The organism is Streptomyces sp. NPDC004610 (assembly GCF_040609715.1).
Lineage (GTDB): Bacteria > Actinomycetota > Actinomycetes > Streptomycetales > Streptomycetaceae > Streptomyces.
In genome coordinates this window covers 18794-43553 of sequence record NZ_JBEXLA010000007.1, presented here as the reverse complement: position 1 = coordinate 43553, position 24760 = coordinate 18794, and the positions used below count along the sequence as shown (strand labels likewise).

Genomic DNA, 24760 nt, shown 5'->3' with positions numbered 1-24760 from the left:
CGTCCGCCCCGTAGGGCAATGGTGCACGGGAGGTCGGTGCCTCAGCAGGGCAGCGGCCTCCCGTCCCGCGCCGCCGCGGGCGCCCCGCGCCTCAGAACGGCAGCGGTCTCCCGTGCACCACATCCAGCCGGGACACCGCCCGGGTGAGCACCACATACAGCCGGTGCAGCCCGCGCTCCTCCGCCGCCGCGATCGACGCGGGCTCGACGGCGACGACATGGTCGTACTCCAGCCCCTTCACCACGCTCGCCGGCACCACCGCCACCCGCGCCCCCGCCTCCCCCTCCCCGTCCCCGTCCCCGTCCCCCGCGACCTCGACCCCGCCCCCGGTCAGTGCCTCCCGCACCCACCCCACATCCCCGTCCGCGGCCACCACCCCCACCGACCCCTCCCGCTCCAGCGCCTCCCGGACGGCCGTCAGCACCAGCCCCGGCACCTCCCCGGCCGTCGCCGCCCGGCGCAGCCGCAGTTCGCCGTCGGTGCGCAGCGAGCGCCCGGCCGGGACATCGACGTCGAGCCGCGCGAGCAGCCGGTTGGCGAGCCCGACGACCGCCTCGGGGACCCGGAAACCCGTGGTCAGCGCCACCACACCGGCGTCCGGCCGGCCGAGGTGGCGCAGGCTGGCGGCCCAGGAGCGGGCGGCCCACGGGGTGGTGCCCTGGGCGAGATCGCCGAGCACGGTCAGGGAGCCGAACCGGGCCCGGCGGGCGATGGCCCGGCACTCCATCGGGGAGAGGTCCTGCGCCTCGTCGACGACGACATGGCCGTATCCCTCCGGGTGGGCGATCAGGCCCGCGACCTCGTCCAGCAGCACCAGATCGGCCGCCGACCAGCGCGCCGACCGCCAGGACCGGGGCGGCCGGGCCCAGCCGAGGGCCGCGCGCTCCCCCGCGTCCAGCAGTCCGTCCCCCGCCCGCGCCAGCGCCTCCGGGTCGCCGAGCAGCCCGGCGACCACCTCCTCGGCCCGCACCCGGGGCCAGACGGTGTCCAGGTACGGGGTGAGCGCCCGGGAGATCCTCCGCACCCAGCTGTGCGGCCGGGGCCCCGACCGGCGCTCGGCGCGCATCCGGATCCGCTCCAGCAGCCGGGTCCGCACCCGCTCCCGCCCGATCTCGTACGGCGGGTCCTCGGCCAGCACCCCGGCGACCACGGAGGCGGCCTCCTCCCCCTCCACCCGCCACCGGTACGACCCGTCCGGCACGGTGAGCGCCTCGCCCCCGCCACCCCGCGCGTCGACCCGCCCGTAGAGCGCCCGGCGCAGCACCTCGGCCATCCGGGCGTCGTGCTTGAGGAGGGCGGCGCGGGGCGGGTCGGGGTCGGCGCCCCTGTCGGGGAGAGCGGGGAGAGCGGGGATCGCCAGTTCCTCCCGGAGGGCCTCCTGGAGGGTGGACTGCCGGACGCCGGTCTCGCCGAGGGCGGGCAGCACGGCCGCGATGTAGCGCAGGAAGGTGCGGTTGGGGCCGAGGATCAGGAGCCCGCCGCGCCGGATGCGCTGTGAGTGGGTGTAGAGGAGATAGGCGGCACGGTGCAGCCCTACGGCGGTCTTCCCGGTGCCCGGGGCACCCTGCACGCAGACCGAGAGGGCGAGATCGCCCCGTACGAGATCGTCCTGGTCGGGCTGGATGGTGGCGGCGATGTCGCGCATGGGCCCGACGCGGGGCCGCTCGATCTCCCGGGCGACCAGCGCACTGGGCCGACCGACCCCGACCCCGGTCCCTGGCCCGACCCCGGTCCCTGGCCCGTCCCCGGCCCCGGTCCCGTCCCCGGCTCCCGCCCCGCCCTCCAGCGGCTCGTCCTCCAGCGAGGTCAGATCGGCGGAGTCCCCCCGGCTGCCGGGTGCCCAGCCGAACCGGCGGCGCACGGCGACGCCCTGCGGGTCGGCGGGACCGGCCTGGTAGAAGGCGCGGGAGACAGGTGCCCGCCAGTCGACGACGAGGGGCGGGTCGGCGGGCCGCTCGCTGATCCGGAGCCGCCCGATGTGCAGCGCGGGACGGTCGCCGTCGGCGGCGCGGAAGTCCAGCCGCCCGAAGAACAACGGCCCCTCGGGCAGCTCCCGCAGCTCCTTGGCACGGCTGCGCAGCTGATACCCGAGCACCTCGGCGTCGGCCCCGGAGGCGGCGGCGTCGGCCCCGATGACCACCTGCTCATCGGCCCCGTCGACCATGGCGGCGAGGGCCGCCCGGCACAGCTCGTGATGGGCACGCTCCTGGAGCAGGGCGAGGCGGGCGGGCTCGGGACAGGGACAGGGATCGGGATCATCGGGATAGAGGGCGGGGTCGAGGTCGGATGCCGTCATGGACTCAGCGTACCCAAAAAAACGAAACCGAGTTACATTTTTAACCGAGTCTCAACTAGTGTCGCCCGAGAAGCCCGCCCACCCCGCCCTCCAGCCCGTCGAACGCCCGCCCCGCCGCGGCCACCGCCTCCGCCTTCACCGCTTCCACCGCCTCCCCATCGGCGATCCGCCGCCAGTTCTCCAGCGCGAGAATCCGCTGGACGGCGATGATCTGCCCGGCCGCGAGCCGTGCGTCCAGGTTTCCGCCGAGCGCCTCGGCGAGCGCGGCCTCGGACCGCTCCAGATGCGCCTGGGCCCGCGCGACCAGGGCGGGGGTCCCGTAGAGCAGGGCGTGGAAGGCGAGCACCTGGGGGTGCGCGTTGAGGCCGGTGACCGGGTCCTCCCGCTCCAGACCCTCCAGGAAGTGCCGCCGCAGCGCCGCGATCGGCGTCGGCCCCTCCGCCACGACCCGCGCGGCCTCCCCCTCGTGATCGGCGATCCGGTACAGCACCAGATCCTCCTTGGCCGGGAAGTACCGGAACAGCGTCGGCTTGGAGATCTCCGCCGCCGCGGCCACCTCGGCGACGGACACCGCGTCGAACCCCCGCTCCAGGAAGAGCCGGATCGCGGTCTCCGAGACGGTCTCGTACATCCGCCGCTTCTTGCGCTCCCGCAGCCCACCGGCGGCCCTGTCAGTCATGGGGAGAGCCTACGCAGGGCGGGCGGCACGCCACTTCGTGAGCGCGGCGACGATCCGCCAGGGGCTCGGCACGGAGCGCAGGCCCAAGGGCTCGGCGGCGGCCAGGAGGATCTTGTACAGCTTCCAGCCGGCTCGCACCCGACGCAGCCCGCGGGGGTCGGCCCCCGGGTCGAGGGAGAGGGCCACGCGGATCACATCGGTGAAGACGGACTGCGCCCGCTTGAAGTCGATCAGCAGCGGCAGGTCCTCGGCCAGACCGTGGGCGCTGCCGGGGCGCACCCGCTCGACGGTCTCCCGCCAGCCCTTGGTGATCCGCTCCTGCTGCTCGGGCGGATAGCGCATCAGATACAGATGCGTGGCCAGGTCGTAGAGCGGGTCGCCGAGCATCGCCAGTTCCCAGTCGATCGTCCACAGGCGTTCCTGGTCGTCGACGATGAAGTTCTCGCGGTGCAGATCGGCGTGCAGCAGACAGAAGGGTCGTTCCTTCAGACCGGACACATGGGCACGCAGGCTGACGAAGGCACCGCCGTCCAGGCCGAGATCGGCGAAGAGCTGCCCGAAGACCGGCAGGTTGTCGGCGTGGACATGCGTCTCGGCGAAGGTGATCAGGCGCTCCAGAAAGGCCGCGCTGTCCCCGTCCTCGGGCCGGTCCGGCCGCCGGCAGCGGCGGGGCACGGTCAGCGTCCGGGGCGTCACCCCCGCCAACTGCTCGAAAAGCTCCAGGACCTGCCCGGTCAAGCGGTCGGGAACCGCCTGGCCGGACGGATACAGCGCGCCGAGGGTCACGCCTTCCACGAATCGCTGGAGTCCGAACTCCCCGACATCGAGAATGTCGGGAATCCGGTCGATCCGCCCGGCCAGCCCCTTGAGCAACTGCTCCTCGGACCGGAAACACCGGCGGTCGAACCACATCAGACCGCTCCGCGGCTCACGGCACTTCCACCGCCCGGCGCCGAGCGGCCCCTGCCCCTCGGGCAGCGGAAGGACGTAGGTCTCGTGGTGATAGCCCCTGAGCGGGCCGACGACCGCGTTCGGATCTCCGCTCATTCCGACCGCGTTGAGCCAGGCGAGGGACGTTGCTTCGGATGACATCGCCAGTTTCTCTGCCTGTCTCTCTCGCCTGCGCCCTTCCGAAGGTGCGGAAGTGGCAGCACATTACTCGGAGGTCAGGGGTGACGTGCCGTCCGATCGGCACCCGCGGCGGAGCCGCTCCCTCGCGCGACCGCGGCGGAAGCCGTCGGCACGCAGCAGGAACACCACGCCCGTGCCGAGCGCCCGGACCGCGCGCGGTGTCCGCCCGCTCGTCTCGACGCCACCGGATCCGGTCCCCCGGCCCCGGGTTCAGGTCCGGCTCCTCACGGCCTTCAGCAGCGGCTCCAGCGAGGACAGGATCCTCCGCTCCGGCACCCCGGCGTCCCGCATCCCGGCCGCCGCCCGCTCGCTGCTCGCGAAGCCGAGGAAGGGCACTCCGGCGCTGCGGGCGGCATGGTGGTCGGTGTGGCTGTCCCCGATCATCAGCGCGCTGCCGCCCGCCGCCCCCATCGCGCGCAGGGCCCACCGAAGAGCGTGCGGGTGCGGCTTGAGCAGATGCAGTTCCTGCGTGCGTCCATAGATGTGCGGGGCGAAACAGGACAGCAGATCGCGGCCCTTGAGGTACTCCTCGACCGTGCGGGCCGAGTTGTTGGTCACGATGGCCAGTTGGGCGCCCGTCGCCAGCCAGGTGCGGATCAGCGGGTCCGCGTACGGGGTGGGCCAGGCGCTGCGGGCCGCCTCCAGCTCCCGCAGGGTGAGATGTTCTTCGAGGTCGAGGACCAGATCGGTGCCGGGGTACCGGGCGGCGACGCTGCGCAGTACCCCGTTCGGGTCCGGGCTGTTCAGCTCCTCGGGGGTGAGCAGGCTCACCAGGCCCCGCGCCCGCAGCCACTCCACCTGGGCCACCGCTATCGCCGAGGCCGGATAGCTGGCGAACAGCCGGCAGATCGGCCCGTCGAAATCGAACAGGACATGCCGCGTGTTCGCGACCAGTTCCTTGAGTTGCTCGGCATCTCGCTCCACCAGATCCGCCCGTCCCGTCTCAGGAGTCACCCGCCGAGTGTCTGCCTCGGTCAGCTCGATTCCCAGAGCGCATCGAAGCAATTCTGGGTGTCCTCGACGATCGCCGGGTCCTGGCCGCCCCGGTCCCGCCGGAACTCGAACAGCCGCGAGGTGAACCCGTTGACGTCCAGGATCTCGAACGGCGGGGTGTCCGGCAGGTCCTCGTACAGCCGGGTGGTCACCTGGTAGTTGCCCTGGAGGGCCACCGAGCCGTTCAGGACGTACTGCTTCACCGAGGGCGCGAAGGGCAGGAATCTGAAGGCCGCCCGCGCGTCGACCCCGTAGCCGCCCATGACCGAGGTCAGATAGAAGTCCATGACCTGCGTCTGGTCCTTGATCTGCTGCTTCCAGCGGTCCTGCATCAGCTCCCGCAGCTCCGCGTCACCGCCCACCGGCCGCGGATAAGGCAACTCCACCCCCGGCCCCGGCAGCAGACACCGCACCTCCACCTTCTCCGGGCGCACCTCCCCCCGCCCCACCGCCGTGCACATCTCGCCGATCGCCCACAGGAGCGTCTCCGCGGTGAAGCACAGGGCGTCTATCCGCACCCGTGGGGAGCGGAACGCCTCGGCGAGGTAGGAGATGAGGACCACCCGGGCCGCCCGGGAGCGGTCCGGGTCGGTGCGCAGCTCGGCGATCCGGGGCGGGCTGCCCTTGCTGACATGGGTGAGCAGACCGTCGTCCTGGAGAACGCGCAGCGCCTGGCGGATCGTGCCGCGCTCGACGCCGAACTCCGCCACCAGGTCCGCCTGGGTGGGCAGCCGGTCGCCCGCCCTGAGTTCGCCGGCCCGGATCCGCTCGCGGAGCGCGTCGGCGATCTCCTGGGCGCTCCTGCGCCCGCCGCCGCTGGGGGTGGTGTCGTCGTTGCCGTTCACTGCGGTGCTCCTGGGGCCCGGGTCAGCCGAGGGTCAGATCTGTGGTGATGGTTTCCCACAGCGCGTCGAACCATTTCTGGGACTCGGCGACGAACGCCGCGTCCCGCCGGCCCGTCCGCGCTAGGAAGGAGAAGAGGACCGCGTCGGGGCCTACGGTGTCGTACAGCTCCAGCGTTCCGGTGTCGGTGGCCGCTTCGCGGCGGGTGATCGTGTAGTAGGACAGCAGCGCCTCGGCCTCGTTGAAGAGGAACAGTTTCAGGGGCGGGGTGAAGGGCAGCGCGCGGAAGCGGACGGTGACGTCGATGCCGTGCGAGCCGCGCAGGGAGCGCAGATTGTGCCGCAGGACATGCCCCTGCGCATTGCGCTGGGCGAGCCACTGCCGGTGCACGGACTCGTCGTCCCCGGTGACCGGCGCCGGAAACGCCAGATCGATATGGCGGGACGGCAGCAGCAGCCGTACGTCGATGGATTCGGGGCGCAGTTCGCCCGCGTGGATCCGGCGCAGCGGTTCGCCCAGGGCCAGGATCAGGGTCTCGGCGGTCAGACAGACCGCGTCGATCCCGACCCGGGGCGCGGTGAAGGCCTCCATCAGCCGCGGGGCCAGCCCGACGGCGGTGGGCCGGGGTTCGTCGCCGGGGGACTCCGGGCGGGCGATCCGGGGCGGGCTGCCCTTGCTGACATGGGTGAGCAGACCGTCGTCCTGGAGAACGCGCAGCGCCTGGCGGATCGTGCCGCGCTCGACGCCGAACTCGTCGGCGAGTTCGGCCTGGGTGGGCAGCCGGTCGCCGGCCTTCAGCACACCGCTGCGGATGCGCTCGCGCAGGGTGCCGGCGATCTCCTGTGCGGTACGCCTTCTGCTGCCGTTCACTGCCACGTTCTCCTGGGTCACGACCAAACGGTACAACTCGGAGCCGGATGGTGGGAGTTGCCGGAAAGTTGTTTATGAGTCACTGCCAAGTGGGGACAACCATGACAGAGTTGGTCACCAACTCAGTGGAGTTGGCGGAACGGCCCGATCCGCCGCCCCGGCAGCCCGAAGGGGGATCACCATGCCAGTCCTCGCCCTCCTCTCCGCCGTCTTCGTCATCGGGTTCCAGCAGCTGGTCCAGTGGAAGTACGGCGCCACGGGCATCGTCGGGCTGCTGCTGCTCACCATCGGCCTCAAGGCCAAGAGCCCGGCCATCACCTCGGCCGGTGCCGTGCTGCTCGCCCTGCTGGTCACCGGCCCGGCGATATGAGCGCGGGCCGCCCCGCAGGCCGGCCGGCGCGCCCGCCCCGCGCCGGCCTCAGGTGGTCAGCAGCAGATCCGAACTGATCGTCTCCCACAGCGCGTCGAACCATACGCCGGACTGCTCCACGAACGTCGCGTCCCGCAGATCGTCCTCCCGGTCGAAGGCGAACAGCATCGACCGGGTGCCCTCGGCGTCGTACATCTCCAGCTGCTCCTGCCCGACCTCCTCCTCGCGCCGCGTCAGCGTGTAGTACGCGAACAGCGCCTCCCGCCCATTGAGCAGATACAGCTTCACCGGCGGGGTGAAGGGCAGGGCCCGGAACGAGACGCCCACCTCGATCCCGTGCGTCGCGCGCAGCGCCAGCAGATTGTGCCGCAGCACCTGACCCTGGGCGTTGCGCTGCGCCAGCCAGCGCGGATGCACCGGATCGTGCGCGCCCCGCTGATCCACCCGGCGCGGAAAGGCCAGGTCGATATCGCGCGAGGGCAGCAGCACCCGCACATCGACCTTGGCCGGTTTCAGCTCCCCGGCGTGGATCCGGCGCAAGGGCTCGCCGATCGCCAGGGTCAGCGAGATCGCGGTCAGACAGAGCGCGTCGATCTCCACATGCGGCACCGCGAACGCCTCCGCGATCCTCGGCGCCAGCGCCACCGTCGTGGGCAGCGGCGCGACCGACGGGCCGCTCGGCAGCCGACCCGGGTCCGGGGCCACGGTCGCCGGGCTGCCCTTGGAGACATTGGTCAGCAGCCGCTCCGCCTGGAGCAGCCGCAGCGCCTGCCGGACGGCCCCGCGCTCGACGCCGAACTCCGCCGCCAGCCGCGCCTGGGTGGGCATGCGCTGGCCCGGCCGCAGCTCCCCGGACCTGATCCGGGCGCGCAGCACCTCGGCGACCTCGCGGTGTGTCGGATGGGGCCCCGGGGGCCGTGGGGACCGCAGAGGCCGATTCCCTCCAGTGACGGAGGCGTGTTCCGCGTCCACAACCAAAACAGTACAACTTCCCGCCATCTTCAGACAGTTCAAGAAGAGGTGGTTATGAGCCGATCCAAGCGGAGATAACTACAGAGAAGTTGGTCACCAACTTCCATAACATGGTCAGGCTCCCTGGAGGTTGGCCAGCAGAGGCCGGCAGTCCGGCTGACCGGGCTCCCTTCCGGAGGGGAGCCGGGAGTCCGGCCAGTCGCAGGCACAGCACGGCGCGGACAGCCACAACTGAAGACAGCGGCGCGGCTGAGGACGGCAACACCGCCGAGAACAGCAGCGCAGCTCACCGCACAGCCACAACCGCATACAGCTCAGTCACAACTGAACCCGCACAGCCACAACCGAACAGCACCAGCACGCTACGGATGCGTGAGCCAGTGATCAGCTGATCGGCCGACCGGGCCGACCGGTCCGACTGGGCCGACCGGGCCGACCGGTCCGACCGGGCCGACCGGCTGATCCACCGTTCCCGAGGGAGAGGAGATCCTCAGAAAATGTCCGGGCACCAAGGCCGCCTGGACGTACGCAGCAGGGCGTCGGCCTTCTGGGCGGCGCCCGCTCGTTCTTCCCGGACCCGCCCGAGCGCGGCCAGCCGTACCGCCGAGCCGTCGCCGAGCCACAGCGCGCTCAGCGTGGCGAGGTCCAGGGCGAGATCGGCGCTCTCGGTGGTCGGCGCGCAGGACGCCCCGTCCGTGGACGCCTCCAGCCGGAACCGCCCGGCGCCGCCCAGCCCGGACGCGTCGGCGAGGTCGAGCACCAGCGTGCCCTCGCCGCCGTAGGTCCGCGCCTCCAGGGCCCGGACGACATCCAGGATCCGCACCCAGAGCCAGTCGGCGTGACCGGTGAGCAGGGCGGCGCGGGGGTCGGGCAGGAGGTCGGGCAGCAGATCGTCCGGGGCGCGGTTGCCGGTCTTGACGGTGCTGATCCAGTCGATGGAGCAGAGGTAGTGCCACAGGGCGCGCTCGGCGGCCGGGGTGAGGGCGATCAGGTCCCGCACGGTCGCCGTGTTCTGCGGCTGCTTGCGCTCGCCCCAGACATCGTCGGCGGCATAGCAGGCGTACCCCTCGACCTCGCCGTCCGCCGAGCGGTGGACGGCGTGGAAGGGCTCGGTCCAGGGCGCCCGGTCCAGCCGGACGGCGCCCGTCGCCACATTCCACCAGCGCTCGTCACGGTTGATCACGCCGTGCCGGACGCGGCTCAGCCGCTCGTGCAGTTCGGGGCCCAGCTTGCGGATGTCCTCGGCGTCGACCAGGTCGATCCGCCCGCCGTCGTCCGGCACCGGGCGCCGCCGGTCGAGCCCGGAGCGGGCGACATCGACGGTCCAGTGGGCGGTCGTGACGGCCGGGCCGAAGCCGTAGCGCCCGTAGATCGGGTACTCGGCGGCGATGAGGGTGGCGACGATCTCGCCGCGCTCCCGGGCGGCGGCCAGGTCGTGGCGCATCATCCGGGTCAGGATGCCCCGGCGGCGATGGGTGGGGCTGACGGTGACATTGGAGATGGCGTCGGCGGGGACGGCCCGGCCGCCGACCGCGGTGAGCCGCTGCGGGAAGGACCGGAAGGTCGCCACACAGCGCCCGCCGTCGAAGGCGCCGAGGGTACGGTCCGGATCCACGTACGACCCCCGGTCCGCGGCCTCCGCCTCGGACACCGTCGGGGTGCGCAGGAATCCGGTGTTCAGCGCGCGGCTCCACTCCGCGACCTCGGCACGGGCGATCGGACGGACGGCGATGTCGTCGCTGGGGGTCATGGGCCCACGGTAGAGGGCGGGTGCCAGGCGGGTCACGGGGTTTTGCCCCTGACCGGCGGCAGCCGCGCCGGCCGCCCCCACCCCCTACACCAGCAGGTCGTCCACCTGGGCCTCGCCGTCGCGGTAGCGGCGGGCGATCTCCGCGCTGCACTCGTCGGTGGTCCGCTGGAGGGTCTGGCGGCGCCGGGAGACCTGCTGCTCGTAGCGGACCAGACGGCCCATGGCCGAGGTGAGTTCCGGATCGGTACGGGCGTCCAGCGCGGACAGTTCGACCTCGGCCAGCATCTCCGCGGCCAGCCGCCGGTACTCCTCGCTCTGCGGGGTGCCCAGGGTGACATGGCGGGCGGACGAGCGCTGCCGGGCGGGCGCGTCGGTGAGGATCTCCGAGAGCCGCTCGACCACGGACGCCTCACCCGGCGCCACCAGGGAGGCGGTGCCGCGCCGGGCGAGTTCGGCGCGGAGGATGTCGATCCGGCCCTGGAGCAGCCGGCGGACATAGCTCAGGTCCGCCTCGTCGCGCTGGGTGTCCCGGCGCAGGGTGCGCAGTTCGGGCAGGCTCAGCAGGGGCAGATCGGGCTCGGCCGGGGCCGGTGGCAGCGGTGTGCCGCCGGTGCGCTGTACGGGCGGCTGGACCGCGTACGCCGGCGGGACCGGGCCGGGCGGCTGGACCGCGTGGGCCAGCGGGACCGGTCCGGGCGGCTGGGCCGCGGGTGTCCGTGGAACGGGGCCTGGCGGCTGGACCGCGGGCGCGAGTGGAACTGGGCCCGGCGGCTGTCCGGTGCTCGGTGTGCTCATGTGCCTCAACCCGTCCCCTCGACCGGCGTGTGGCAAGCATCGTGTCACCCCAAGTGGCCGCTATGTGACCGAGTGCCCCCGATCGGCCCCAGATGGGGGGTTGCGAGGAGCGTGATCCGGACCCGGCATGATGGTCGTATGCGAGCGGTGGTGCAGCGGGTGGACGGCGCGAGTGTCGTCGTGGACGGCGAGACGGTGGGCGAGATCCGGGGCGAGGGCCTGTGTGTCCTGGTCGGGGTGACGCACGAGGACACCGCGGAGAAGGCGGCGCGACTGGCCCGCAAACTCTGGACCCTGCGGATGCTCGGCGACGAGAGGTCGTGCAGCGATGTGAACGCGCCCCTGCTGGTGATCAGCCAGTTCACGCTGTACGGCGACGCGCGCAAGGGCCGCCGCCCCACCTGGAACGCGGCGGCCCCCGGCGAGATCGCCGAGCCCCTGGTGGAGGAGGTCGTGCGAGCGCTGCGCGAGCTGGGGGCGACGGTGGAGACGGGCCGCTTCGGGGCCGGGATGCGGGTGTCCCTGACGAACGACGGGCCGTTCACGGTGCTGCTGGAGATCTGACCGGCGTGCTGCTGGAGATCTGACCGGCGCCCCCTGAGGGGCCCTACGGCACCACCACGACCTCCTGCGCCGCCGCCGTGTCCCCCGCCACCAGCCGTGCGTCCAGCGGAACGTTCCGCTTCACCAGCGCCAGCGCCACCGGCCCCAGCTCGTAGTGGCGCGCGGACGTCGTCACGAACCCGATCTTCCGCCCGTCCTCCCCGTCGTCCGCGAGCCGGATCTCCGTGCCGGGCGCCGGCAGATGGACCTCGCTGCCGTCCAGGTGGAGGAAGACCAGGCGGCGCGGCGGCTTCCCCAGGTTCTGCACCCGGGCCACCGTCTCCTGCCCCCGGTAGCACCCCTTCTGGAGGTGCACCGCGGAGCCGATCCAGCCCAGCTCGTGCGGAATGGTCCGGTGGTCGGTCTCGAAGCCGAGCCGCGGCCGGTGCCGCTCGACGCGCAGCGCCTCATGGGCCAGCAGCCCCGCCGCCGGTCCGGCCGCCGCCGCGAACTCCTCCAGCCGCTCCCGGGGCAGGAACACATCCCGCCCGTACGGGGTCTCCCGGACCGCCGCTCCCTGGGCCTCCACGATCGACCCGGCGGGCAGATACACCACGGCGTGGCTCTCGGTGCGGTCCTCGACCTCGACCCGGTAGAAGAACTTCATCGACTCCAGGTAGGCGATCAGCGCGCCCTGGGTGCCCGGCTCGACATGGGCCCAGACCGTCGTACCGTCGTCGACCAGATACAGCGCGTGCTCGATATGACCGTTGGCGGACAGCACCAACGCCTCGGTGGCCTCACCGGCGGGGAGATCGCTGACATGCTGGGTGAGCAGCAGATGCAGCCAGCTCAACCGGTCGTCACCGGTCACGGCGACGACCCCCCGGTGCGAGAGGTCCACGAATCCGGTGCCGTCGGCGAGGGCGCGCTGCTCGCGGAAGAGGTCGCCGTAGTGCGCGGCGACGCCTTCATCCACACCCTCGGCGGGAACGGCGCCGGGCAGGCTCAGCAAAGGGCTCTTCATACGCCTAAGCCTACGACCAACGCTACGACTCGGTAGTTGAAGCCTTGAGTGTGCAGTCCCGGCAGCGTCCGAAGATCGCGAAGTGCTTCATATCGGTGTCGAAACCGAACTGCTCGCGCAGTTTCGCGGTGAAGTCGGCGGCGACCGGCACCTCCGCCTCGATCACCGTCGTGCAGTCCCGGCAGACCAGATGCAGATGGTGGTGCCGGTCGGCCAGGTGGTACGTCGGCGCTCCGTGCCCGAGGTGGGCGTGGCTGACCAGCCCGAGTTCCTCCAGCAGCTCCAGCGTGCGGTACACCGTGGAGATATTGACCCCCGAGGCGGTCCTGCGGACCTCGCCCAGAATGTCGTCGGGGGTCGCGTGCTCCAGGGTGTCCACGGCTTCGAGCACGAGTTGCCGCTGCGGGGTCAGCCGGTAGCCGCGCTGCCGCAGATCGCTCTTCCAGTCAGTGCTCACCACACCTCGAAGTCTAGAACTACTTGAAGAAGGCGATCCCGTCGTCCGGCAGGTCCTCCGGCAGCGCCTTCGCCCAGCGCTCCACGTCCTCCGGGGAGACGACCTTCTTCAGATGCGCCGACATGTACGGCCGCAGCTCTACCTCGGGGGTCTGCTTCTCGCCGACCCACATCAGATCGCTCTTGACGTAGCCGTACAGCCGCTTGCCCCCGGTGTACGGGCGGGAGGCGGCCGTGCGGGCGACGGCGTCGGTGACCAGGTCGATCTGCGGCTTCTGGTGGGCCAGCTCGCCGTACCAGATCTCGATGACACCGTCGTCGCGGGTCATGGTGACCTCGACCTTGCGGGCGTCCTCGATCCGCCAGAAGCCGTGCTCGGTCTCCAGCGGGCGCACCTTGTTGCCGTCGTTGTCCAGCACCCAGGTGTGCGACTGGTACTCCAGGAAGTCCCGGCCGTCGTGGGTGAAGGTGACCTCCTGCCCGAAGTTGCACTTCTCGGAGCCGGGGAAGTCGTGCACGCCCGCGCCCGCCCAGGTGCCGAGCAGGAAGGCGAGCGGGACGAGGTCCTTGTGGAGGTCGGACGGGATCTCGATCATGAGCGGGGTTCCTCGGGAGGGTCGGCCGGGCGGCGGAGGGGTCAGCGCTGGCCCTGATACAGCTTCTTCACGGCCAGCCCGGTGAACGCGAGCACACCGACGCAGACCAGGGCCAGCAGGACTTCGAAGAAGATGATCACGGAATTGCTCCTTGGTGAGCGGATACGCCATGCACTAGGCCGCGCCCCAGCTTACGCGGCCCGGCCCCGGCCCTCCCTGTGAGGTGCGCCCGCCGGGGCCCGCCCTCCGTCCCCCTCAGCCGAGCAGCTGGCTCTGGAGGATGACGGTCTGCTGGAAGGGCACGGCGGCGGCACCGCCCTCGCGGGACTGGAGGATGACGGCGACCACATCCCCGGCGGACACCCAGCCCTGCCGCACCTGCTCGGCGCCGTACGGCTTGCTCTCCACATAGGTGGAGCGCTCCATGCCCTCGACATGGGCCTTCACCGGGAAGTCCTCGTCGTAGCCGGTGGTGCCCGCGCCCCGGACGGCCGGGCCGGGACTGCCGAACCGGGTCAGCTCCCCGGTGTAGATGTCCTCGGCGGCCGTCGCGGTGTCGAACCGGAGCAGATAGATCCGGGTACGGGTGCCGTCCGGCATGCTCCAGCCGGTCGCGGCGATGTGCCGCAGCCCCTGATCGGTCAGCGCGACGGCGAGTTCCTCCCGGTCCGCCGCCTCGAACTCCGCGAGGAACGTGTCCTGCCGCAGCCAGCCGTCCGCGCCGCGCAGCTTCCCGTCCGCCGTGGCCCCCTCGGGCGCCGGCAGCACCAGCTTCCGCAGATCCGCGTGGTGCGTGCCGGTGAGGTTGACCTTGTCGAAGGGGGCCGGTGAGCCCTCGGGCAGCGGGGGGCGGACGATCTCGGGATACGCCCACCGCCCGTCCGACGCGGTCCCCAGCCCCGGTACGTCGGTCCGCTCCATGCGGGTGATCCCGTACGCCGTCCCGGCCCCGAGCACGGCGAACACGGCGACGGCCGCCGTCCAGCGCGCGACGGCCCGCAGCACCCGGCGGTCCTTGACCGGCGGGGCGGGGAGGGCGGGGAGGGCGGGAATGTCCGGGGCGGACGGGGGAAGGGGCGGGACGATCGGAGCGGCGGGGGCGACCGCCCCGGCCCCGTTCGCGACTCCGTTCCCGACTTCGTTCCCGGCCCCATTCCCGGCCCCGTTCCCGACTCCGTTCCCGACCCCGTTCCCGACTCCGTTCCCGGCCCCGTTCCCGTCCGGCGTCCCCTGCCCCGTGGTCGGCTCCTGCCCGGTCATACGGCCTCCCCCGGGTTGTCGATGCGGTCGAGCTGCTCGGCGACGAGATCGGCGACCACCTCGGTGTCGACCTCGCTGTGCGCCGCGACGGAGACGTTGACCAGCACGTTCCCCCGGTGGCCCACACAGAGCACCCGGCCGTCGGCGAGGGGCGGGTCCTCCTCGGGCGCCTCGTAGCAGCGGGCGTCGTCATGGCCCTCGACGCGGGGGCCGTCATCGAAGACGCCCAGCAGGTCGTAGGTCTCGATCTGGGAGGTGGCGACCCGCCGGACATCGGCCGGGTTCTCCATCTCCGACAGCGCGATCTCGATCAGCAACGCCGAGCCGTAGGACCCGCCGAACGGGTCCTCGTACACATAGCTGCGCGCCGCGTGCCCGCGGACCCGCTTCTCCATCTCGCGCTCCATGGCCCGGCGCTCGGAACGCGGGACATCCGTCAGCGACGCCTTGACGAGATCCCACGCCTCCTGCCCGGTCAGCTCGACATCGGAGCCGAACTCGCCCAGGTCGGGCCCCTTCTCGTAGCGACCGTCCTGGTACGGCACCAGCAGCGCCCGCAGCCCCTTCTCCTCGTCCGCGTCGTCGTCCGCGTCATCGGCGTCGTCGGCGGTGGGCTTCGGGAACGTCAGTACCGGCGCCCCGGCGTCCCGGTCGGCGCCCCGCACGGTCACGGCCGTGAACCCGATCCCGCCGAGCACGGCGAGGGCGAGCACGGCGGCACCGGCACGGGCGGCGATCCCGGCGCGGCGGCGGGGGGCGGGCGGGGGCGATGGGGTGGGCGGCTCGGACGGCTCGGGGGCCGGTTCCAGGGCCTCCTCGCGGCTCTCCGGGTTGGCCCCCGGGGCCTCCTCCGGTTCCGCACCCGTTCTGCTCTCCTGTTCGCTCACAGCCGTGCCGCCTGTCGCTTCGCCAGGTCGATGATCGTCTTCTCGGGGATGGGCTTGGTGTCGCTGAGCCAGATCTCCATCAGGATGTCGCCGCGCCAGGCATGGGCGCTGGCGCTGTAGACCGGCAGATAGCCGGGCTCCCGCTCCGGCTCCTCGTACACGTACGCCATTCCGTCGCCGGTGCCGGGAATCGCGCGCCCCCGGTCGCCGGAGTCCTCCTCGGCCCAGTAGTAGCCCTGGTCCGCCCACTCGGCGGCGGCCACGTACTCCTCCTGCCGGAACTGCACCAGCCGGATCTCGCCGTACCGCGCCTCGCCCGACTCCCAGCTGACGATGGCCGCCCGGCGGAACTCGTCCGCGACCAGCTCGACCATCCCGGCGGCGGGCTCCTCGAACAGCTCGGCGTAGGCGGTGAGCGACAGCCAGCCGTCGGCACCGCTCAGCTCATCCACGTTCCGGGCCCCCTCGGGGGGCGGGAGCAGCAGCTCGCGCAGATCACCGTCCGTCTTGATCCGGCGGTCCTGCGCGGGCGACGGCGGCTCGACCTCGCCCTTGCCCTGCCCGATCACGGGCTGCGCCAGCGAGCGCAGCGGGGTGGGCGCACGGCCCGCCTGCACCACGAAGCCGGCGCAGGTCCCGGCGATGACACCGAGCGCGGCGGCGATCGCGATCAGCCGTCCTGCCCGGCGTCGAGGCGCCCCACCGGAGCCGCCTCCCGGCGCCGCTCCCGGCTGCCCCTGCGGTTCCGGCGCGTCCGATGTGTCCGGAACCGCCGGTCTTTCAGAGTCTTCCAATGCGTCCCCCCAGAGAGACATGAAGCACGGATTCCGCACCGCGCCCACTGACTGACTCGCGACAACCACCCGGAGTTGCACCGCACTTGATCACGATTCGGCACCGCTCGGTGATGGATGTTTACGATGCGGTCATGGCGAAGAAGCTCGTGATCAAGGTGACCGCCGGGGCCGACGCCCCCGAGCGGTGCTCGCAGGCGTTCACTGTCGCCGCGGTGGCCGTGGCCAGCGGGGTGGAGGTGTCGATGTGGCTGACCGGAGAGTCGGCCTGGTTCGCGGTGCCGGGACGGGCCGCCGAGTTCGAGCTGCCGCATGCCGCGCCGCTCACCGATCTGATCGACTCGATCCTCGCCGCCGGGCGGCTCACCCTGTGCACCCAGTGCGCGGCCCGGCGGGGCATCACCGAGCAGGAGGTGATCGAGGGCGTCCGGATCGCCGGGGCGCAGCTCTTCGTACAGGAGGCCCTCGCGGACGACACCCAGGCGCTGGTCTACTGACCACCCGGGCCCTGGTCTACTGACCCGCCTCGGTCCAGAGGCAGAAGGGGTGGCCCGCCGGGTCGAGGAGCACCCGGACGTCGTCCTGGGGCTGGTGATCGGCGAGGCGGGCGCCCACCGCCACCGCGCGGGCCGTCTCCGCCGCCAGGTCGTCCGGGCCGTCGACCCGGATGTCGAGGTGGAGCATCATCTGCTGGTTGCCGGGGGCGCGGGAGGGCCAGACCGGGGGGACGTACTCCGGTTCACCCTGGAAGGCGAGGGCCACGCCCGGGGTGCCCTCGGGCGGGCCGGTGAGGACCCAGTCGGGCTCCTCGGCACGGACCGTGTAGCCGAGCAGGTTCCGGTAGAAGGCGGCCAGTTCATGGGCGTCGGCGCAGTCGAGGACGACCGTCGAGATCCGGGTGGGCGACATACGGACTTCCTACCGGCGCGGTTTTCTGCCGTCCAGCTCGTCCCACCACTCATCGGACTTGGGGTCCCCGGAGGGGGCGTCCCACCAGCGGTCCTCGGGTCCCCGCCGATTGGCGACGATCGCGGCGAGCGGCGGGATCACCATGGCGACCACGCACATCGCCACCGCCGCCGGGACCGACCAGAGCCGTACGACGGCCCAGGCCAGGACGAACAGCGTGATACACGTGCCCATCATGACGAAGTAGACATGACGCCTACGCGCGTACATATGAATAGCTTAGGCCCGGGGACGCCGGAAGGCGCCTGCCCGGGGACGCCCGGAAGCTCGGGACTCCCGGGACGCGGAAGGGCCGCGTCCCGGGAGTCCAACCCGTGGGACGCGGCCCTTCCTGCCGTACCGGTGCCGTCAGACCGCGATGGCGACCTCGGCGAGACCGCCCTGCTGGGCGACGACCGTGCGATCGGCGGTGCCGCCGGGCACCAGCGCGCGGACGGTCCAGGTGCCCTCGGCCGCGTAGAACCGGAACTGGCCGGTCGCGGACGTGGGGACCTCGGCGGTGAACTCACCGGTCGAGTCCAGGAGCCGGACGTAGCCCACGACGGGCTCGCCGTCCCGGGTCACCTGGCCCTGGATGGTGGTCTCACCGGGCTTGATCGTCGAGGCGTCGGGGCCACCGGCCTTCGCTCCACACATACTGTCTCTCCAGAGGTCTTGAAGGTCGGGCTTGGTCGTTCGCTTGGTCGTTTACTTATTCGTTCGCTTGCTTGTTCGCTTACTTGTTGGCGCCCAGCTCGATCGGCACGCCGACCAGGGAGCCGTACTCGGTCCAGGAACCGTCGTAGTTCTTGACGTTCTCGACGCCGAGCAGCTCGTGCAGCACGAACCAGGTCAGGGCCGAGCGCTCACCGATGCGGCAGTACGCGATGGTGTCCTTGGCGAGGTCGACCTGCTCGTCGGCGTACAGCTCCTTCAGCTCGTCGTCCGACTTGAAGGTGCCGTCGTCGTTGGCGTTCTTCGACCACGGGATGTTGCGGGCGCTGGGCACATGGCCGGGGCGCTGGGACTGCTCCTGCGGCAGATGGGCCGGGGCGAGCAGCTTGCCGGAGAACTCGTCGGGCGAGCGGACGTCGACCAGGTTCTGCGCGCCGATGGCGGCGACCACGTCGTCCCGGAAGGCGCGGATCGAGGTGTCCTGGGCCTGGGCGGCGTACTGGGTCGCGGCGCGCTCGGGCACCTCGGTGCCGTCGACCAGCTCGCGGGCGTCCAGCTCCCACTTCTTGCGACCGCCGTCGAGCAGCTTGACGCTGTCGTGGCCGTACAGCTTGAAGTACCAGTAGGCGTAGGAGGCGAACCAGTTGTTGTTGCCGCCGTAGAGGATCACCGTCTGGTCGTTGGCGATGCCCTTGGCCGACAGCAGGGCCTCGAAACCGGCCTGGTCGATGAAGTCACGGCGGACCGGGTCCTGGAGGTCCTTGGTCCAGTCGATCCGGATGGCGTTCTTGATGTGGTTCTTGTCGTACGCGGAGGTGTCCTCGTCGACCTCCACAATGACGATGGACGGGTCGTCGACGTGCTCCTGAAGCCAGTCGGCGTCTACCAGGACGTCGCTGCGGCTCATGCTCTTTCTCCTCCGGGGCAGTTGCGGCGGGGCGTACGGAACGTGCGCGGTGCGATGCGTGCGGTCGCGCTGGGGCGGCGCACGGGTGCCCAGAACAGGGCGGTGCGGGAAGGCGGGGGCCGGCGCGGGGCGCGGGGCTTCCGCCTGATCAGAAGGGGCGACAGAGCATGGCGGCAACGCGGCACAGGTCCACTGCCCGCCGCTTGGTGAGATCCGCCTGTCGCTTCATGCGGTCGATCGTAAGGACGGACGGGCGGGCATGTCACCGGTGTGTCGGATGGTGAGACGCGATCGTCCGCGATGTGGGAACAGATGCACGAGGGGCGGCGGCCCGCGGGGCTCCCGGGCCCTCGCGGCGCCTCACGGGGAGGGCGGCGGCCGGGCCCATCTACGGGCCGGACACCCGCGTCTCACCCCTCGGACGGAGGGGGGCCCAGGGGCTGGTACCGGATGCTTTGGAGCGGCGCCGGGTGGCCAAGGGCCGGTACCGGATACCCAAGCCGGTGTCGGATGCCCAAGGCCCGGTACCGGGTGCCGCCGCCCCACGGCCTACCCGGCCAGCCGTACGTCCGAACCCTTCACCGAGATCTCCACACCATCCGCCGCGGCCTGCACCTTGTCCAGCCCGATTCCGCCCGGGAGGTTGTCGATGACGGTCTGGAAGTCGGTGATCTCGCGGATCGCCCCCTCGGCCAGATCGATGCCCGCGAGTTCCGGCAGCGAGTCGGTGCGCACCTCGACGTTGTCGCCCTCGACGCTCACCGTGCTGAGCACGGACAGCTCCCGCGCCCCGATCACCGGCGCCTCGACCTCCACGGCGACCTCGATCTTGCCGTTGCCGCCGTCGGACAGCCCGACCACCCGCGCGGTGACCCCGGGGGCGACCTCGGTGGGCTCGGAGCGGGCCGCCTTCAGCAGTTCGTCGTAGGCGATGGTCGCGGTGCCGGTCGCGGAGGCGGCGGTGGCGGAGCTGAAGTCGCCGGAGAAGTCGACGCCCTTCATGTTCGCCCGCAGATCGTCGATCCGGAGCTGCTCCTCGCCGCCGGCCGGGACCTGGTAGGTGTCGATGCCGACCTCGACGTCGTCCAGCGTCCCGCCGATCAGCTGGGTCAGGAACGGGAAGCCCTTGATGGACACATCCGGCTTCTGCGCGAGCGACTCGGTGGTCTGGAGCCTGCCCGCGGCCTCGTCCTCGGCGAAGTACACCGCCAGCCGGTCGGCCCCGACGAACAGGCCGCCCAGGATCACCACGACGATCAGAAGTATTCGCAGCGCTCGCATGTTCCCCACCTCGGCGGACGTCATGGACGCCAGTCACCGTAACCCCGGCGGGCGGACCCGCCCGGGGTTTGTCGATCAGCTGTGACAAGGGCGGCGCCGAGCCGCCGGGGTCAGGCCACGGCCCGTCCCAGCACCCACACCACCGGCGCCGCGGCGGCCAGCGGCAGCGCCACCCCGGCGGTGAAGTGCACGAACCGGGACGGATAGTCGTAGCTCGCCACCCGGTGCCCGATCAGCGCGCACCCGGCGGCCCCGGCCCCGAGCAGCGCGCCGCCCCCGGCGCCCACATCGGTCATCCCGCCCACCGCGATCCCGGCCCCGGCGGCGGCCAGCAGCGCCACGACCACGGAGGCGGGCGTCGGCAGCGGCAGCGCCCGCGCGAGCAGCGCCACGGCCACGGCGGCGGCCCCGACGCTCACCGCCTCGGGCTCGGCGGCCAGATACCCGGTCGCCACGATCGCCAGCGCGGCGGACACCACGGTCGCCATCAGCCCGTACATCCGCTCGTCCGGGTCGGCGTGCGAGCGGAGCTGGAGGACGAGGGTGAGCAGCACCCACACCCCGAGGGTGCCGAGGATCGCGGCGGCCCCCTGGTCGCGTCCGACGCCGAGCAGCACCGCGTCCGCGGTGAGCGCCCCGGCGAACGCCAGCGCGATGCCCTGCCGGGCGGGCCACATCCCGTTCAGCCGGAACCATCCGGCGGCGGTGACGGCCTGGAGCGCGACCAGCGGCACGATCAGCGCGAACGACCCGAGCGGCGCGGCGGCGGCGAGCAGGACGCCGAGCAGCGCGGTCAGCGCGGCGGGCTGTCCCCCGGGTTCGATGACCGGCGACCGCCCTTCGAGGCGGGCACGCTGGGCGTCGGTGACCCGGGAGTTCCCGGCGAGGGTGGCGGGACCGTAGGAGGGGCCGGGGGCGGGGGAGGGGGAAGGTGCGGGGGCGGGCGTCGGCGCAGGGGCGGGCGCGGGGCGGGGTGCCTGGTAGTCCTGCGGGGGCAGATACGCGGTCTGCTCGGCGGCGTTCACCGGGGCCTGGAGCTGCGTCTCCCAGGTCTGGCCCTGCCATTGCTGGGTGTGCTGCTGATCGGCGTAGGGATCGCCGTGGCCGGGCTGGGGCTGCGGGGCCTGCGGCTGCTGCCAGGAGGGGTCGTACGTCTGCTGGTACTGGGGCTGCGGCTGGTACTGCTGATGCGGCTGCTGCTGTTGCTGGTAGTGCTGGTACTCCCCTTGGTGCTGGGCTTGGTACCGGGGTGGGTACTGCCCCTGACCGCCGTCGCCGTTGCCATCACCGTCGTTGTTGTTGTCGTACGGCTGGTAGCTCATCCGTCATCCTCCTGCGAACGGCGGGAGCACCTCGACCGTGCCGCCCTCGGCCAGCCGTACCGTCTCATGCGCGCGGGTCCCGACGGGGTCGCCGTCGACGAGGAAGGAACAGCGCAGCAGGACCCGCTCCAGCTCCCCGGGGTGCCGCTCGCGCGCGGCGGCGAGCACACCGGCGAGGTCGGCCGCGTCGAACGGCTCCTCGGCGATACCGGCGGCGGCCTTCGCGGCGGCCCAGTAGCGCACCGTGACCTTTGCCATCTGGTCCCTCTGCTCGTCCCTGTGTCGGATCGGTTCGGCGGGTGAACAGGCCAAGGCTAGCCCGCCCGCTCGGCCGCCCAGTCCCCGATGCGGGCGAGGAGGCCGTCGTCGGCGGCGTGCTCGGCGTGGCCCATGCCGGGCTCCAGCCAGAGTTCGCCGTGGTCACCGGCGGCGGTGGCCAGCATCCGCGGGTGGTCGACGGGGAAGTAGCCGTCGCGGTCGCCGTGCACGATGAGCAGCGGGGTGGGCGCGATCCCCGGGACGGCCTCGACCGGGGAGAGCGGTACGGGGTCCCAGCCGCCGTTCTGGATCCGGGTGCGGAGCCCGTACCGGCCGACGAGCCGCCCTTCCGGCCGGGTGATCAGCCAGTGGACGCGGCGCATGGGGGCGGTGCCCCGGTAGTACCAGCGGGCGGGGGCGCTGACCGAGACGACCGCGTCGGCGGCGCCGGGGTGCAGGGCGGCATGGCGCAGGACGACGGAGCCGCCCATGGAGAAGCCGACGGTGACCACGCGGTCGTGCCCCCGCTCACGGGCCCAGGCGACCGCCGCCGCCAGATCGAGCACCTCGCGGTCGCCGACGGTCGAGCGCCCGCCGGAGGCACCGTGGCCGCGGAAGGAGAAGGTGACGACGGCGCCGTACCGGCCGAGCGCCCCGGCGATCCGGCGGACATGCGGCTTGTCGGCGGCGCCGGTGAAGCCATGGGCGACCACGAACGCGATCCGACGGGAGGGTGGCGTCAAGGTGTCGTATACAACGTGACCCCTCTCGTATACGGCTTCGACGCGGATACCGTCCGCGGTCTGCAAAAACGTCCGCAGGGGCGCTGAGCTGGACGTCTGAGGCGTCTCACACTGCGGACGAACGGTGGTGGATCGGGCCACATGACCTGCCGGACCGGTGCTCATGTGGGTATTCTGCTGGGCAGAGGACTCGGGCAGCGAAGCCCCCGGGTCCTTTTGTGCTTTCGAACGCGTTGTATACGAAGCGGAAAACGCCAGGTGACAGGCGGTGACCGCGGTTGTGTACGGAGCCGACGGGAACGCAGCGCAGCGACGCACCGCAGTGACGCACCGCACACGTCCTCGCAGGGACCGAGGAGGAACCAGATAAATGAGTTCTCTGCTGCTCCTGACCAACGCCCTCCAGCCGTCGACGGAGGTGCTTCCCGCGCTCGGCCTGCTGCTGCACAACGTGCGGGTGGCCCCCGCCGAGGGCCCCGCCCTTGTCGACACCCCTGGTGCCGACGTGATCCTGATCGACGGCCGCCGTGACCTCCCGCAGGTCCGCAGCCTCTGTCAGCTGCTCCGCTCGACCGGCCCCGGCTGTCCGCTGATCCTGGTGGTGACCGAGGGCGGCCTCGCCGCGGTGACCGCGGACTGGGGCATCGACGACGTCCTCCTCGACACGGCCGGCCCGGCCGAGGTCGAGGCCCGGCTGCGGCTGGCCACCGGCCGTCAGCAGCTGGTCAGCGACGACTCCCCGATGGAGATCCGCAACGGTGACCTCTCGGTCGACGAGGCCACCTACAGCGCCAAGCTCAAGGGCCGGGTCCTGGACCTGACCTTCAAGGAGTTCGAGCTGCTGAAATACCTGGCCCAGCACCCCGGCCGGGTCTTCACCCGCGCCCAGCTCCTCCAGGAGGTCTGGGGCTACGACTACTTCGGCGGCACCCGGACCGTGGATGTGCACGTACGGCGGCTGCGGGCCAAGCTCGGCGTCGAGCACGAGTCGCTGATCGGGACCGTCCGGAACGTCGGTTATCGATTCGTCACGCCGGAGAAGGTGGAGCGGGCGGCCGACGAGGCGAAGGCCAAGGCGGCCCGACCGAAGCCGGAGACCGCGGAGATTTCGGAGCTTGGGGACAAGTCGCCTGAGGTGGCGGCCGTGGAGGCCCCGGCGCAGGCATGAGGGACGGGGCCGGGCTCTCCCCCGGCCCCCGCACCTCACCCGAACCGTGGCGCCCGTGCTGCCGTGGCGCCCGCCCCTTGGCGCCCCCGACGTTGCGCCCGCACAGAGCGCGCACAGCCGGACCCGCTCTTGCCCTGCCCACGGCGGGTCCATCCGCGTAGACTCCGCGCGTGGCCAAGGTGACAAGAGATGATGTGGCGCGGCTGGCGGGAACGTCCACGGCCGTCGTCAGCTATGTCATCAACAACGGACCCCGGCCGGTCGCCCCGGCCACGCGCGAACGCGTGCTCGCCGCCATCAAGGAGCTGGGCTACCGCCCGGACCGGGTGGCACAGGCCATGGCGTCCCGGCGTACCGATCTCATAGGTCTGATCGTGCCCGACGCACGCCAGCCGTTCTTCGCGGAGATGGCGCACGCGGTGGAGCAGGCGGCGTCCGAGCGCGGAAAGATGGTGCTGGTCGGCAACTCCGACTATGTCGGGGAACGCGAGGTCCACTACCTCCGCGCCTTCCTCGGGATGCGGGTCTCGGGCCTGATCCTGGTCAGCCACGCCCTCAACGACAACGCCGCCGCCGAGATCGACGCGTGGGATGCCCGGGTGGTCCTGCTCCATGAGCGCCCCGAGGCGATCGACGACGTGGCGGTGGTCCTGGACGATGTGACGGGCGCCCGCACCGCCGTCGCGCATTTGCTGGAGCACGGCTACGACTACGTCGCCTGCGTCGGCGGCACCGCCGACACCCCGGCGGTCGGCGACCCGGTCTCCGACCACGTCGAAGGCTGGCGCCAGGCGATGAACGACGCCGGTCTGCCGACCGAGGGCCGCCTCTTCGAGGCCCCCTACAACCGGTACGACGCCTACCGCATCGGCCTGGACATCCTCTCCGGCCCGGACCGCCCCCCGGCCGTCTTCTGCTCCACCGACGACCAGGCCATCGGCCTGCTGCGCGCGGCCCGCGAACTCCGCATCGACGTCCCCGGCGAACTCGGCGTCGCCGGCTTCGACGACATCAAGGAGGCCGCCCTCGCCGACCCGCCCCTCACCACGATCGCCTCCGACCGCTCCGGCATGGCCCGCGCGGCGGTCGACCTGGTCCTGGACGACGGGTTGCGGGTGGCGGGGTCGCGCCGGGAGCGGGTGAAGGTGTTTCCGTCGCGGTTGGTGGAGCGGCGGTCTTGTGGGTGCGGGTAGCGG

29 protein-coding genes are annotated in these 24760 nt (G+C 72.1%); 5 read left to right on the top strand and 24 right to left on the bottom strand.

The features are described 5' to 3' along the window. Positions 1 to 91: 91 nt before the first annotated feature. The 6 genes from ABZX40_RS09610 to ABZX40_RS09585 form a co-directional block, all read right to left on the bottom strand. A complete protein-coding gene (locus tag ABZX40_RS09610; protein WP_355734060.1) occupies positions 92 to 2296 on the bottom strand; it encodes an AAA family ATPase in 2205 nt (734 codons plus the stop codon). 55 nt (positions 2297 to 2351) lie between these two features. Continuing rightward, on the bottom strand, positions 2352 to 2975 hold the full coding sequence (locus ABZX40_RS09605) for a TetR family transcriptional regulator (RefSeq protein ID WP_355734057.1): 624 nt from the start codon (positions 2973 to 2975) through the stop codon (positions 2352 to 2354). Between the two features lie 9 nt (positions 2976 to 2984). Then, positions 2985 to 4067: a phosphotransferase gene (locus tag ABZX40_RS09600; protein WP_355734056.1), complete on the bottom strand. Its 1083-nt coding sequence runs from the start codon at positions 4065 to 4067 to the stop codon at positions 2985 to 2987. A gap of 249 nt (positions 4068 to 4316) precedes the next feature. Further along, the gene (locus tag ABZX40_RS09595) at positions 4317 to 5060 is read right to left on the bottom strand and encodes an HAD hydrolase-like protein (protein WP_355734054.1); all 744 of its coding nucleotides are present in this window, start codon (positions 5058 to 5060) and stop codon (positions 4317 to 4319) included. Positions 5061 to 5080: 20 nt separating this feature from the next. After that, positions 5081 to 5944: a GntR family transcriptional regulator gene (locus tag ABZX40_RS09590; protein WP_355734051.1), complete on the bottom strand. Its 864-nt coding sequence runs from the start codon at positions 5942 to 5944 to the stop codon at positions 5081 to 5083. Positions 5945 to 5966: 22 nt separating this feature from the next. After that, on the bottom strand, positions 5967 to 6839 hold the full coding sequence (locus ABZX40_RS09585; RefSeq protein WP_355734048.1) for a GntR family transcriptional regulator: 873 nt from the start codon (positions 6837 to 6839) through the stop codon (positions 5967 to 5969). A gap of 154 nt (positions 6840 to 6993) precedes the next feature. On the opposite strand from ABZX40_RS09585, the gene ABZX40_RS09580 reads away from it, so the two are divergent. Beyond that, positions 6994 to 7182, top strand: coding sequence for a hypothetical protein (locus ABZX40_RS09580; RefSeq protein ID WP_355734045.1), 189 nt, complete (start codon positions 6994 to 6996; stop codon positions 7180 to 7182). 48 nt (positions 7183 to 7230) lie between these two features. On the opposite strand, the gene ABZX40_RS09575 is transcribed toward ABZX40_RS09580, so the two are convergent. The 3 genes from ABZX40_RS09575 to ABZX40_RS09565 all read right to left on the bottom strand — a co-directional run bounded on the left by ABZX40_RS09575 (position 7231) and on the right by ABZX40_RS09565 (position 10699). Beyond that, positions 7231 to 8160, bottom strand: a complete 930-nt coding sequence (locus ABZX40_RS09575) for a GntR family transcriptional regulator (protein WP_355734043.1) — start codon at positions 8158 to 8160, stop codon at positions 7231 to 7233. A 484-nt stretch (positions 8161 to 8644) separates the two neighbouring features. Next, entirely contained in the window at positions 8645 to 9904 is a 1260-nt protein-coding gene (locus tag ABZX40_RS09570; protein ID WP_355734040.1) for a GNAT family N-acetyltransferase, read from the bottom strand. Positions 9905 to 9988: 84 nt separating this feature from the next. Continuing rightward, positions 9989 to 10699: an aerial mycelium formation protein gene (locus tag ABZX40_RS09565; protein ID WP_355734037.1), complete on the bottom strand. Its 711-nt coding sequence runs from the start codon at positions 10697 to 10699 to the stop codon at positions 9989 to 9991. 138 nt (positions 10700 to 10837) lie between these two features. Here ABZX40_RS09565 and dtd point away from each other — a divergent pair, with 138 nt between their 5' ends. Continuing rightward, positions 10838 to 11263, top strand: a complete 426-nt coding sequence (gene dtd, locus ABZX40_RS09560; protein ID WP_355734035.1) for a D-aminoacyl-tRNA deacylase — start codon at positions 10838 to 10840, stop codon at positions 11261 to 11263. 43 nt (positions 11264 to 11306) lie between these two features. Here the strand turns inward: dtd and ABZX40_RS09555 are convergent, their stop codons facing one another. From ABZX40_RS09555 to ABZX40_RS09530, 6 genes are all read right to left on the bottom strand, one after another. After that, on the bottom strand, positions 11307 to 12269 hold the full coding sequence (locus tag ABZX40_RS09555) for a folate-binding protein (RefSeq protein WP_355734032.1): 963 nt from the start codon (positions 12267 to 12269) through the stop codon (positions 11307 to 11309). A gap of 22 nt (positions 12270 to 12291) precedes the next feature. Continuing rightward, positions 12292 to 12729 carry a transcriptional repressor gene (locus ABZX40_RS09550; RefSeq protein ID WP_355734030.1) on the bottom strand — a complete coding sequence of 146 codons (438 nt, stop codon included), beginning with the start codon at positions 12727 to 12729 and terminating at the stop codon, positions 12292 to 12294. A gap of 16 nt (positions 12730 to 12745) precedes the next feature. Next, positions 12746 to 13321, bottom strand: coding sequence for an FABP family protein (locus tag ABZX40_RS09545; protein WP_355734028.1), 576 nt, complete (start codon positions 13319 to 13321; stop codon positions 12746 to 12748). Positions 13322 to 13576: 255 nt separating this feature from the next. Continuing rightward, complete coding sequence (locus tag ABZX40_RS09540) at positions 13577 to 14326, bottom strand: hypothetical protein (protein ID WP_355734025.1); 750 nt, start codon at positions 14324 to 14326, stop codon at positions 13577 to 13579. 251 nt (positions 14327 to 14577) lie between these two features. After that, a complete protein-coding gene (locus ABZX40_RS09535) occupies positions 14578 to 15468 on the bottom strand; it encodes a hypothetical protein (protein WP_355734022.1) in 891 nt (296 codons plus the stop codon). Continuing rightward, the gene (locus ABZX40_RS09530) at positions 15465 to 16262 is read right to left on the bottom strand and encodes a hypothetical protein (RefSeq protein ID WP_355734019.1); all 798 of its coding nucleotides are present in this window, start codon (positions 16260 to 16262) and stop codon (positions 15465 to 15467) included. Before ABZX40_RS09530 ends, ABZX40_RS09535 begins: the two co-directional genes overlap by 4 nt. 134 nt (positions 16263 to 16396) lie before the next feature. On the opposite strand from ABZX40_RS09530, the gene ABZX40_RS09525 reads away from it, so the two are divergent. Then, complete coding sequence (locus ABZX40_RS09525) at positions 16397 to 16759, top strand: DsrE family protein (protein WP_355734017.1); 363 nt, start codon at positions 16397 to 16399, stop codon at positions 16757 to 16759. 16 nt (positions 16760 to 16775) lie between these two features. On the opposite strand, the gene ABZX40_RS09520 is transcribed toward ABZX40_RS09525, so the two are convergent. The 9 genes from ABZX40_RS09520 to ABZX40_RS09480 all read right to left on the bottom strand — a co-directional run bounded on the left by ABZX40_RS09520 (position 16776) and on the right by ABZX40_RS09480 (position 22561). Beyond that, positions 16776 to 17171 (bottom strand): VOC family protein, encoded by a 396-nt coding sequence (locus tag ABZX40_RS09520; RefSeq protein WP_355734015.1) that lies wholly within the window; start codon positions 17169 to 17171, stop codon positions 16776 to 16778. 9 nt (positions 17172 to 17180) lie between these two features. After that, positions 17181 to 17441: a DUF3099 domain-containing protein gene (locus ABZX40_RS09515; protein ID WP_355734012.1), complete on the bottom strand. Its 261-nt coding sequence runs from the start codon at positions 17439 to 17441 to the stop codon at positions 17181 to 17183. Between the two features lie 138 nt (positions 17442 to 17579). Next, positions 17580 to 17867: a DUF1416 domain-containing protein gene (locus ABZX40_RS09510; RefSeq protein ID WP_007382995.1), complete on the bottom strand. Its 288-nt coding sequence runs from the start codon at positions 17865 to 17867 to the stop codon at positions 17580 to 17582. A gap of 79 nt (positions 17868 to 17946) precedes the next feature. Further along, positions 17947 to 18792 (bottom strand): sulfurtransferase, encoded by an 846-nt coding sequence (locus tag ABZX40_RS09505; protein WP_355734009.1) that lies wholly within the window; start codon positions 18790 to 18792, stop codon positions 17947 to 17949. 148 nt (positions 18793 to 18940) lie between these two features. Next, positions 18941 to 19021: an Ms5788A family Cys-rich leader peptide gene (locus ABZX40_RS09500; protein WP_350751515.1), complete on the bottom strand. Its 81-nt coding sequence runs from the start codon at positions 19019 to 19021 to the stop codon at positions 18941 to 18943. A 320-nt stretch (positions 19022 to 19341) separates the two neighbouring features. After that, positions 19342 to 20073 carry a DUF2993 domain-containing protein gene (locus tag ABZX40_RS09495; protein ID WP_355734006.1) on the bottom strand — a complete coding sequence of 244 codons (732 nt, stop codon included), beginning with the start codon at positions 20071 to 20073 and terminating at the stop codon, positions 19342 to 19344. Between the two features lie 110 nt (positions 20074 to 20183). Continuing rightward, complete coding sequence (locus ABZX40_RS09490) at positions 20184 to 21395, bottom strand: hypothetical protein (protein WP_355734003.1); 1212 nt, start codon at positions 21393 to 21395, stop codon at positions 20184 to 20186. Between the two features lie 3 nt (positions 21396 to 21398). Further along, the gene (locus ABZX40_RS09485; protein WP_355734000.1) at positions 21399 to 21653 is read right to left on the bottom strand and encodes a MoaD/ThiS family protein; all 255 of its coding nucleotides are present in this window, start codon (positions 21651 to 21653) and stop codon (positions 21399 to 21401) included. Positions 21654 to 21709: 56 nt separating this feature from the next. Next, complete coding sequence (locus ABZX40_RS09480; RefSeq protein WP_355733997.1) at positions 21710 to 22561, bottom strand: alpha/beta fold hydrolase; 852 nt, start codon at positions 22559 to 22561, stop codon at positions 21710 to 21712. Positions 22562 to 22766: 205 nt separating this feature from the next. Between ABZX40_RS09480 and ABZX40_RS09475 the strand changes: the two genes are divergently transcribed. Both ABZX40_RS09475 and ABZX40_RS09470 read left to right on the top strand, forming a co-directional pair. After that, the gene (locus tag ABZX40_RS09475; protein WP_355733995.1) at positions 22767 to 23564 is read left to right on the top strand and encodes a response regulator transcription factor; all 798 of its coding nucleotides are present in this window, start codon (positions 22767 to 22769) and stop codon (positions 23562 to 23564) included. Positions 23565 to 23734: 170 nt separating this feature from the next. After that, positions 23735 to 24757, top strand: coding sequence for a LacI family DNA-binding transcriptional regulator (locus ABZX40_RS09470; RefSeq protein ID WP_355733993.1), 1023 nt, complete (start codon positions 23735 to 23737; stop codon positions 24755 to 24757). The last annotated feature ends 3 nt before the right edge of the window (positions 24758 to 24760 follow it).